Raw genomic sequence first — 8710 nt, 5'->3', positions numbered from 1 at the left:
ATTTTCATCCTGCCACCTGACCAATGAGAAAACCCGCCTGCTCCGGCTGGTCACCCCAAGAGGTGCCTGCCGGAGCAAACGGGTTCGTCAGCTCAGCTAGCGGTGGTCGCGCTCGTGGCCGTGGCTGTGACCGGTGCCCGCAACGGGTGCCGGCATCGACTTCTGCATCTGGACGAGGAACTCCACGTTGGACGTGGTCTCCTTGAGCTTGCCGAGGACGACCTCGAGAGCCTGCTGCTGGTCGAGACCCGCGAGGGCACGACGCAGCTTCCAGGTGACCTTGACCTCGTCGGGGGCCAGCAGCATCTCCTCGCGGCGCGTGGAGGACGCGTTGACGTCCACGGCCGGGAAGATCCGCTTGTCTGCGAGCTGACGCGAGAGGCGCAGCTCCGAGTTGCCGGTGCCCTTGAACTCCTCGAAGATCACTTCATCCATCTTGGAGCCGGTCTCGACGAGGGCGGTCGCGAGGATCGTGAGCGAGCCACCGTTCTCGATGTTGCGTGCAGCACCGAAGAAGCGCTTCGGCGGGTACAGCGCCGCGGCGTCGACACCACCGGAGAGGATACGACCGGAGGCCGGGGCCGCCAGGTTGTACGCACGGCCGAGACGCGTGATCGAGTCGAGCAGCACGACGACGTCATGACCGAGCTCGACGAGGCGCTTCGCACGCTCGATGGCGAGCTCGGCGACCGTCGTGTGGTCCTCGGCAGGACGGTCGAAGGTGGAGGCGATGACCTCACCCTTCACCGTGCGCTGCATGTCGGTGACTTCCTCAGGACGCTCATCGACGAGAACGACCATGAGGTGGACCTCAGGGTTGTTGATCGAGATGGCGTTGGCGATCTGCTGGAGCACGATCGTCTTGCCTGCCTTGGGCGGTGCGACGATGAGGCCGCGCTGTCCCTTGCCGATCGGGGCGATCAGGTCGATGATGCGCTGCGTGAGCTTGCCCTGCTCCGTCTCGAGCCGCAGGCGGTCCTGCGGGTAGAGCGGGGTGAGCTTGCCGAACTCGACTCGCGCGGCTGCCTCGTCGACGCTCTGGCCGTTGACCGAGTCGACTTTGACGATCGCGTTGTACTTCTGGCGAGCGTTGGTGTCGTTCTCCCGCGGCTGGCGGATGGCGCCGACGACGGCGTCACCCTTGCGCAGGTTGTACTTCTTGACCTGTCCGAGCGAGACGTAGACGTCGTTCGAACCGGGCAGGTAGCCGGACGTGCGCACGAAAGCGTAGTTGTCGAGAACGTCGAGGATGCCGGCGACCGGGAGGAGCACGTCGTCGTCGGAGATCTCCGGCTCGAAGTCGGCACTGTCGGTTCCGCCGCGGCGCTTGCGGTCGCGGTACCGGTTGCGGCCGTTCCTGCTGCCGTCGTCCTGCTGCTCGCGCTGCTGGTCGCGGCTGCCCTGGCGGTCGTTGCCCTGACGGTCGTTGTCGCGCTCGGCCTGGCGTTCGTTGCCGGCGTTGCGCTCGTTGCCGCGCTCGTTGTTGTTGCGCTCGGCGCGGTCGTTGTTGCGGTCGGAACGGTCGTTGCCGGCGTTGGCGCCACGATCGGTGTTGCGGTTGCGGTCATTCTGGCCGCCCTGCTTTTCGTCCGTCGCCTGCGCCTGGTCGCTGTTGCGGCTGCGGTTGCGGTTGCGCCCGCGTCCCTGGCGTGGTTCCTGGGAGGAGTCGTCGGACTCGCCCTGCTCGGAAGACTCGGTTTCGACGTCGGCCGATTCCTCGGACTGCTCCGCCGATTCGGCCTCGGCACGGTCAGCCCTCGAGCCGCGTCCGCGCCGGTTGTTCTTCTTGGGACGCTGCGCGCCCGCCTCGTCGCCGGACTCGGCCGGCTTCTGCTCGGCGGGTGCCGCCTCGGCCGGCTCGGTTGCGACGACATCGGCTGCCGGGAGCTCAGCTGCCGGAGCGGCTGCAGCGGCGGCATCGAGTTCGTTGTTGCCGGGTGCTGCGGCGGGGGCCGCCTCTTTCGCCGACTGCGTCGTCGCACGTCGCGGTGCGCGCTTCCGGGCTACCGGGGCGGACTGCTCCGCGGGAGCCTCGGCCTGCGGCTGCTCAGCCACGATGGCTGGGGCCTCCACGACGGCGGGAGCTTCGACCTGCGCCGGAGCCTCAGCCTGAGATTCGGTCAGAGCGTCGGCCTCGGGGACGACGGGCACCATCGCCCCGTCGACCTCGGCAGCGGCCTGAGCCTCTGAGATTCTCTCCACGAGTTCCCCCTTGCGAAGCTTGGATGCGCCCTGAATACCCCACTGGCTGGCGAGCAGCTGAAGGTCTGAGACCTTGAGGGAGGTCAGGTTTGCGCCTGATTCCGTATCGAAACGGATGTTGACATTGGTCACTGGGAGTGGGTTCCTTCCCCCTGAACCGCGGAATACGCGTCAGGAGAGCACATCGCGTGGGCAGGAGCGTCCGTCAGATTGACTCGCACCCTGCGCGCCGTATGTGCCCCAGAACAGAGACACACAATGCAGTCGGCGATGGCGTTGGGTTTGCAGAAATCACCCGAAGGCCAGATTTGCCTATTCGGCTTGCCTGTCGGGATCGAGCCAACTCTATCACTTCCGCACCAACCGGCCGCACCCCCAGAACGCGGAGCGTTCTGAAAGGCGGCAGCCCTTAGTGAGGCAATCTACGAAGGATGACTGCTATCCCCAACCATCTTCTTGCGCGTGGCTGGGGGTCGCCGTCACGTTTTCGAGATTCCCTGAGGACTGGCTGCCGCTTTTCGCAACGCTTCGCGTTGCGCCACGGACATCCACAGCGAGCAGCAAGCTCTCCCACGGAGTCTCGGACTCCCTGGCGACGAGTTCGGCCGCTTCGAGCCGCCGGCCGGGGCCGTCTGCGAGGACGAGGACCGACGGGCCGGCGCCTGACACGACAGCGGCGTGGCCGTGAGAGCGGAGGAGCGTCACCAGCCGGTCGGTCTCCGGCATGGCAGAAGCCCGATAGCTCTGGTGCAGCCGGTCCTCCGTGCCCGCGAAGAGCAACTCGGGGCTCTGCGTGAGGGCGGCGATCAGGAGAGCGGACCGGGAGACGTTGAATACGGCATCCTCGTGCGGCACGCTGGCCGGCTGGAGGCTTCGCGCCAGTTTCGTCGACAGCGTGTGCTGGGGAACGAGGATCAGCGGTGACACACCGCGGTGCACGAGGAGCTTTTTGTGCTGAGGACCCGCTTCTTCGACCCACGCGATGGTCAGCCCGCCGAACAGGGCGGGCGCCACGTTGTCCGGGTGCCCCTCCAGTTCGGTGGCGAGCCGCAGGAGCGTGTCGCTGTCGATGTCGACGATCCCGTCCAGGAGCCCCTTGGCAGCGACGATTCCGGCGACGACGGCAGCCCCTGACGAACCCAGGCCGCGGCCGTGCGGAATGACGTTGGAGGCTACGAGGTTCACGCCGGGCACCGGCTGACCCATCGCTTCGAACGTGTGAACGAGCGATCGGACAACGAGGTTGGACGCGTCGGTGGGTACGACGGACTCGCCGACGCCGTGGATCTCGACGAAAGCGCCTGGCTCATCCCGGACGGTGACCGTGACCTCGTCGTAGACGCTGAGGGCGAGCCCGAGCGTGTCGAAGCCGGGCCCGAGATTGGCCGATGTGGCCGGAACGCGAACCGTGACGGAGCGGCCCGTCAGGCTCACGCGGAGCCCTTGGCCAGCCCGAGGACGCTGGCGACCTCGTTGACGTCCACCGGGACGATGGTTGGAGTGATGTCGCCGCCGTCGGCGTTGCGGAGCGCCCACTGCGGGTCCTTGAGGCCGTGGCCGGTGACGGTCAGCACGACGGTCGATCCTGCTGGCACGTGCCCGGCTTCCGCTCGCTCGAGCAGGCCGGCGACGCTGATCGCTGAGGCCGGTTCGACGAAGATGCCGACCTCGGTGGACAGGATGCGCTGTGCCGCGAGGATCATGTCGTCCTCGATGGCCCCAAAGTACCCGTCGGTCGCTTCCCGGGCGGCGAGTGCGAGATCCCACGACGCCGGGTTGCCGATGCGGATGGCACTGGCGACCGTCTCCGGGTTCTTCACGACGCTGCCGGTCACCAGCGGCGCGCTTCCTGCAGCCTGGAATCCGAACATCCGGGGCAGTCTCGTGCTGATGCCTCGGTCGAGTTCCTCCGAGTAACCGCGCGTGAACGCGGTGTAGTTGCCGGCGTTGCCGACGGGGATGAAGTGGAAGTCCGGGGCGTCCTCGAGAACTTCGACGACCTCGAATGCGGCGGTCTTCTGGCCTTCGATTCGGTCGTTGTTGACCGAGTTCACAAGGTGAACGGGGTAGTTCGCCGAGAGTTCCCGAGCGATGTCGAGGCAGTCGTCGAAGTTGCCCTGGACCTGGATCAGCTGGGCGTTGTGGGCGATCGCCTGGGCGAGCTTGCCCATGGCGATCTTGCCCTCCGGGACGAGGACGGCGGCGGTGATACCTGCATGGGCTGCGTACGCGGCCGCGGATGCTGAGGTGTTTCCGGTGGAGGCGCAGATGACTGCTTTCGCTCCCGCCTCGACTGCCTTGGACACTGCCATGGTCATTCCGCGGTCCTTGAAGGAACCGGTCGGGTTCATGCCTTCGTACTTGACCCACACCTTCGCACCGGTGCGCGCGGACAGCGCCGCCGCGTAGATGAGCGGAGTGCCGCCCTCACCCAGGCTGATGATGGGGGTCTTGTCGGTCACATCGAGACGGTCTGCGTACTCGTGCAGAACTCCACGCCACTGCTTCGCCATATTTAGACTCCTTCTACTCGTAGAACACTGACAACTGAATTCACAACGTCGCTGGCCTTCAGGGCCGCGACGGTGGCCTGAAGCGCGTGCTCGCGAGCGGCGTGTGTGCCGATCACGAGGAACGCTGTGCCCCCGTCAACCGAGTCGACCGACTGTTCGACGGTCTCGACCGAGACTCCGCCATTGGCGAAGATCGTCGCCACCTCGGCGAGGACCCCCTGCAGGTCGCTCACCCGCAGGGTGATCTGGTACTTGGTGATGACTGCGCCGATGGGAAGCAGGGGGAGGTCGGCGTGGGTGGACTCGCCGAGGCCGGGGCCGCCGGCGATGTGGCGGCGGGCGGCCGAGACAAGATCGCCGAGGACGGCCGATGCCGTCTGCACTCCCCCGGCGCCTGCGCCGTAGAACATGAGGGGCCCGGCGGCTTCGGCTTCGACGAAGACGGCGTTGTTTCCTCCGTGCACGGCGGCGAGCGGATGTTCGCGGGCGACGAGCGCCGGGTACACGCGTGCCGAGATCCCCTCGGTGCCGTCGTCAGCGGTGATCCGTTCGGCGATGGCCAGCAGTTTGATGACGTAGCCGGCCGTGCGCGCGGCGTCGATCTGGGCTGCTGTGATGTCGGCGATGCCCTCACGGTAGACGCCCTCCAGCGGGACCGTGCTGTGGAACGCGAGGCTGGCCAGGATGGTGGCCTTCTGGGCGGCGTCGTAGCCGTCGACGTCGAGGGTGGGGTCGGCTTCGAGGAACCCGAGTTCGAACGCCGTCTTCTGGGCGGCTTCCATGGTGTCGCCGAACCGGTCCATCCGGTCGAGGATGAAGTTGGTCGAACCGTTGACGATCGCGAGGATGCGTTGAACGTTGTCACCGGCGAGGCTGTCACGCAGCGGCCGGATGATCGGGATCGCAGCGGCGACGGCAGCCTCGTAGTAGATTTCGGCGCCGACCTGTTCGGTGGCGTCGAAGAGTTCGGGGCCGTGGGCGGCGAGCAGCGCCTTGTTCCCGGTGACGACATCGGCGCCGGCGTGGATGGCCTGCAGGATGAGCGTGCGGGCCGGTTCGATCCCGCCGATGAGTTCGATGACGATGTCCGCGCCGACGACGAGGGATTCGGCATCCGTCGTCAGCAGCTCGCGGGGCAGCTCGACGTCGCGGGGTGCGTCGAGGTCGCGGACGGCGATGCCGACGAGTTCAAGCCTCGCGCCGACGCGCGCGGCGAGTTCGTTCCCGTGGGCGAGGAGCAACCTCGCCACCTGGGAGCCGACGGAGCCGGCCCCGAGCAGCGCCACTCGGACAGTGCGGTATTCGGTCATCGTGCATCCAATCCGGCGTCTCGCGCCAGCAGGTCGGCTTCGGTCTCGCCCCGGACGATCACACGGGCGACACCATCTCGGACAGCGACGACCGGCGGGCGTCCCAGGTAGTTGTAGTTGCTCGCGAGAGACCAGCAATAGGCCCCGGTCGCTGGGACGGCGGCGAGGTCACCGGGGGCGACGTCGCCGGGGAGGTAGTCGTCCTGGACGACGATGTCGCCGGATTCACAGTGCTTGCCGGCGAGGCGGATCAGCACCGGTTCCGCGTCGGATGTGCGGCCGGCCAGCCGGACGGAGTAATCGGCGCCGTACAGCGCAGGCCTGGCGTTGTCGCTCATTCCGCCGTCGACGCTGACGTAGCGTCTCGTGGCCGAGCCGCCGGCATCCGTCTGCAGTTCGACGTCCTTGGTCGTTCCGACCTCGTACAGCGTGAACGTGCTCGGACCGATGACGACGCGGCCCGGTTCGAAGGCGACGCGGGGAATGGGCACGCCGAGGCGGTCGCATTCGGTGGCGACGATCCGTGCAATCTCCCTGGCGAGCTCGTCGATCGGAGTGGGGTCGTCCGCGTCGGTGTATGCGATGCCGAAACCGCCACCGAGGTTGAGTTCGGGCACGGGGCCGGTCGCGAGGAGGTCCCTGTGCACGGCGAGCAGCCGCGCGGCGGACTCAGCGAATCCGTCCGCTCCGAAGATCTGCGAGCCGATGTGGCAGTGCAGGCCGAGGAAATCGAGCGAGTCGAAACCCCGGATGCTCGCGACGGCGTCTGCAGCGTGCTCGAGCGGGAGTCCGAATTTCTGGTCCTCGTGTGCCGTGGCCAGGAAGTCGTGGGTGTGTGCGTGCACGCCGCTGTTGACCCGAAGACGAACCCGCTGTTTGCGCCCGTGACGCTCGGCAGCTGCCGCGACGCGCGGGATCTCCTGGAGGCTGTCGACGACGATCGCACCGATGCCGGCTTCGACGGCACGGTCGATCTCGGCCAGGGACTTGTTGTTCCCGTGGAGGCCGAGGCGGGAGGCGTCGACCCCGGCGGCGAGGGCGACGGCGAGTTCCCCGCCTGAGCACACATCGATGTTGAGTCCGGCCTCGGTCACCCAGCGGGCCACCTCGGTGCAGAGGAACGCTTTTCCGGCGTAGTAGACGGTGGCCGAGCTGCCGACCGCTGCGAACTCGCGCTGGAAGGCGGCGAGAACGCCTGCGGCGCGGTCGCGGGCATCCGCTTCATCGACGACGTAGACCGGGGTGCCGAACCGGGCGGCGATGTCGGGGGCAGAGACACCGGCGACGGTGAGCTCGCCGGTCGCCGCCCGGGAGACATGGGCGGGCCAGACCGCTTCGGCGAGTGCATTCGCGTCGTCGGGCGCGCGCAACCATGACGGGGCAAGTGGGTGAGAAGCCACGGCAGGAAACCAATCGTGCGGAGGGGGGACTACCGCGCGGGTGAGCGGTGGAGACAGTTCGATTCTATCGAGAGCTCGTGGCCCTTTCGTGAAATTGTGGCACGCAGCGTATGCGGGGCAGGGTATCCAGCCGGCGGCATCCGTCAGGCGGGGCACTCCCCCGTCGACCGGAATGAGCTGCCCGAGAGCGTGAAGTCGGATGCCGCGAGGCTCAGCGTTGCGACGCCGTCCCGTACCTCGATGGCTGAGATCGAGACTCCCGCTGGAAGCTTTTCCGCGAGGCAGATGCGTAGGGGTTCGGAGCCGACGACCCGGTCGACGACGCTGGTCAGGTCGAGGTTGCCGACGGAGGACGTCACCTCAGCACCCTGTGGGGTGACGAGAACATCTGTATCGTCCGGGGAGAGCGAGGCGGTCACGCGGTAACCGATGGGCACCCCGAACACCGTCGTCGAGTTCTCATAGCCGACCCCGTCGTCGCCGAGCGAGATCGCCGCGTCGTTGTCCGGCAGGGTGAGCAGTTCGTTGAGCGCCGGTTCGTCGAGCGTCACTGTCGCGTCGATGTCCTCGACGGCGGCCTTGAGGTCGATCGGAACTCCGGATGCCGTCACCGTCATCTTTTCGACGGGGATGCCGTCGAAGCGGACGTCGTCGGACGAGAGGGTCACTTCCTCCAACCGTCCGCTGAACAGCTGAAGGAGCACCCAATCCCCGGCGATGTCCACATCGACGGTGCCGTCGACGTTCGCCGGCAGATTGGATTCGACGGCGGCGGCCACGGTGTCCTCGGCGACGCCACGGGTGATGTATTCAGCGAGGAACGCACCACCGACGACGACGAGAACCGCGACGACGAGGATGACCAGTGCGGTCAGAGCCCTCCTGCGCGGCGGCTTCCGCACCGGTTCGCCGTCGGATTCCGCCCGCTGCTGCAATTGCGTCCAGCCGTCGGGATTGGCCACCTTACATCCGCTCCGGAGCCGAAACGCCGAGAAGGTCAAGTCCGTTGCGGACCACCTGGCCTGTGGCGTCGTTGAGCCACAGCCTGCTGCGGTGAACATCGCCGATCGCCTCGTCGCCGAGCGGAATCACCCGGCAGTTGTCGTACCAGCGGTGGTACAGACCGGCGACCTCTTCGATGAACCGGGCGACCCGGTGCGGCTCGCGCAGTTCAGCGGCCTGGGCAACGATGCGCGGGAACTCCTGCAGGGCACCGAGCAGCGCGGATTCGGTTTCGTGCTCGAGGAGCTCGGGGACGAAGGCGCTCCGGTCGACCCCGGCGACC

7 protein-coding genes are annotated in these 8710 nt (G+C 67.3%); all 7 read right to left on the bottom strand.

Translation table 11 applies throughout. The features are described 5' to 3' along the window. Positions 1-96 precede the first annotated feature (96 nt). Positions 97-2334: a transcription termination factor Rho gene (gene rho, locus ACLQ62_RS00315; protein WP_411719663.1), complete on the bottom strand. Its 2238-nt coding sequence runs from the start codon at positions 2332-2334 to the stop codon at positions 97-99. 306 nt (positions 2335-2640) lie between these two features. Then, complete coding sequence (thrB, locus tag ACLQ62_RS00310) at positions 2641-3636, bottom strand: homoserine kinase (RefSeq protein ID WP_411719662.1); 996 nt, start codon at positions 3634-3636, stop codon at positions 2641-2643. Continuing rightward, entirely contained in the window at positions 3633-4715 is a 1083-nt protein-coding gene (thrC, locus tag ACLQ62_RS00305; RefSeq protein ID WP_411719661.1) for a threonine synthase, read from the bottom strand. Before thrC ends, thrB begins: the two co-directional genes overlap by 4 nt. A gap of 2 nt (positions 4716-4717) precedes the next feature. Beyond that, positions 4718-6025 (bottom strand): homoserine dehydrogenase, encoded by a 1308-nt coding sequence (locus ACLQ62_RS00300; RefSeq protein WP_411719660.1) that lies wholly within the window; start codon positions 6023-6025, stop codon positions 4718-4720. After that, the gene (lysA, locus tag ACLQ62_RS00295; protein WP_411719659.1) at positions 6022-7425 is read right to left on the bottom strand and encodes a diaminopimelate decarboxylase; all 1404 of its coding nucleotides are present in this window, start codon (positions 7423-7425) and stop codon (positions 6022-6024) included. Before lysA ends, ACLQ62_RS00300 begins: the two co-directional genes overlap by 4 nt. 143 nt (positions 7426-7568) lie before the next feature. Then, on the bottom strand, positions 7569-8387 hold the full coding sequence (locus ACLQ62_RS00290) for a DUF2993 domain-containing protein (RefSeq protein ID WP_411719658.1): 819 nt from the start codon (positions 8385-8387) through the stop codon (positions 7569-7571). A 1-nt stretch (position 8388) separates the two neighbouring features. Further along, positions 8389-8710 (bottom strand): DALR anticodon-binding domain-containing protein (locus ACLQ62_RS00285; protein WP_411719657.1); only part of this gene is annotated, 322 nt, incomplete at its 5' end.

Source organism: Mycetocola sp. (assembly GCF_046716805.1).
GTDB lineage: Bacteria > Actinomycetota > Actinomycetes > Actinomycetales > Microbacteriaceae > Mycetocola_A.
This window is presented reverse-complemented; position numbering and strand designations above follow the sequence as displayed.